Consider the following 1952-nt stretch of genomic DNA (forward strand, 5'->3'; position numbering starts at 1 on the left):
GGCAATGTTTATGGCAATGCTCATGTGAGTGGTGCTGCTCGCGTTCTTGCTGATGCTCATATTTATGACCATGCCCATGTTTCTTATGATGCTACGGTTTTTAGTTATGCACGCGTCTATGGTCATGTCAAGGTTTGTGGCTCTGCTTGCATTTATAGCCATGCGAAAATTTATAATTATGCTGTGATTAATGGTCGTGCAAAGATTTATGGCAAGGTCTATGGCAATGCGCGCGTGGGGGGCTCTTGTGAGGTTTATGGATCTGTCTATGGCAATGCAAAAATCTCACATTGTGCAACAATCTGGGGGCGTGCTTATGGCAATGCAACAATCAATACAAAAAGCAAAGCAAAGTTGGTTCCAAAAAATTATGAGGTTTATGAAAACAATAATGTCGTTAAGATTATTGATAAAACAGAATAAAAATAGGTATGGGAGCGCCTTCTTTATGGTTATAAACCCATCATAAAAGAAAGAATTCAAAAAAAAGCCGTGCCAACTGATATGACGCGGCTTTCTAAGAACGATTCTAATGATTAAAATTAATCATCCACAATGGAGGAGTTAATTCATATATACAAAACGTATTATATTGCAAGCGCTTTATTAACATATGAAAACTTATCAAAAGAAATGTATGATGCGTATGATTTTTACTCACTCATTTGAATGAGAAAGCCTATAAACGCTTTTCGTTGCTATTAAACCTATCAATCATAACACCCTCATTTGTGAGGTGGTCTTTTGAAATAAAGCACATGATCAAAATGCTTCTTTCAAAACAATCTCTCATAAGACAATAAACAACCGCTTTTATCAAATGTAAGGCTTTAAAAACTGTTATAAACATCTGTTTCAAACGTTTTTATAAAAATCTCATTTTATGTTTTAAACGTTTAAACATTCATTTAGAGAGGCTCTCATAAGCGTATTTTTACTTTTCTTTAAAACCTAATTTCTTTAAAATTTAGCCGGTCCATATTTGGGCTGGAAAAAGCAACCAATCCAATTTTGATTGACCTCGTTTGCTTTCATATCTTTCAATTTATACTTTTAAAACGTTTTTTGCTTGCTTGCGTTAGATCATTCATAAAGGCTTTCAATTTCATAAGATATGACGTTTTGAATTTCATATTTATTGTGATGATAGAGGCTGTACAATGCCTGCTTATCGTTTTCTAAATTTTTAGTAAGCGTTTTAAAAGCGATCTTATCCTTAATCCTTTGTGCAATCTTTATGAATTAAACCTATAAGCTTATGAATGCTTCAAACCGTTAATTGCTTTAATGCCATTTTAAAGGTTTTTCCCAATTTTGGGGAAAACTATATGATCTCTATTTTCTATAAATGCGTATCTTTTAATACAATTTACCTTATAACAGTTTCAAACGATTACCCTCTTATAGGTAATAAAATATTGCTATAAGAGATATAGATTTTTGCTTCCCAATTTTGGGAAGCAATAATTTTAGTTTTATACGATTACAAACCAATCATTAAAACAAGATGTGATCTTTAAACGTATGTTATCGATAATTCCAAACGACTAAATTTTAAACAATGCGATTTCTGCTGTGATAAAAACGTATCATAAAATTTATGAACTGTGATGAATAATATCTGCTTTTCATTTCATTTGAACGTTTACATGCGTTATAATATTCACATCATGATTTGCTTTTTATGGTCTATTCATACATGGCAATCTTATATAAAAAGTGGTCAATTTAAACATGCATAAAAGTGTGGATTCTTAAGTGGATTCATATAAAATAATTGCAATCAACATATTGACTTTATTGTGTTTTTTATATATGATACGGATTTGCACGTGATATACGCCCATTGGCTTCTCTTATTTGCCCTATGATTTTAGGGCGTCCCCTCTTGTTTCTTTTCACTTATCCCCTCTACTTTCTTTGTTGCTTTCAAATGTCCATTAATTTTTTTT

1 pseudogene is annotated in these 1952 nt (G+C 32.0%); it reads left to right on the forward strand.

The window, feature by feature from the left end:
* Positions 1 to 423 (forward strand): annotated as a pseudogene (locus PVV57_RS10125) (hypothetical protein); the annotation flags it as partial.
* Positions 424 to 1952: the final 1529 nt, after the last annotated feature.

Origin of the sequence: Bartonella sp. AU15XJBT, from assembly GCF_028618615.1 — a bacterium.
Taxonomy (GTDB): domain Bacteria; phylum Pseudomonadota; class Alphaproteobacteria; order Rhizobiales; family Rhizobiaceae; genus Bartonella.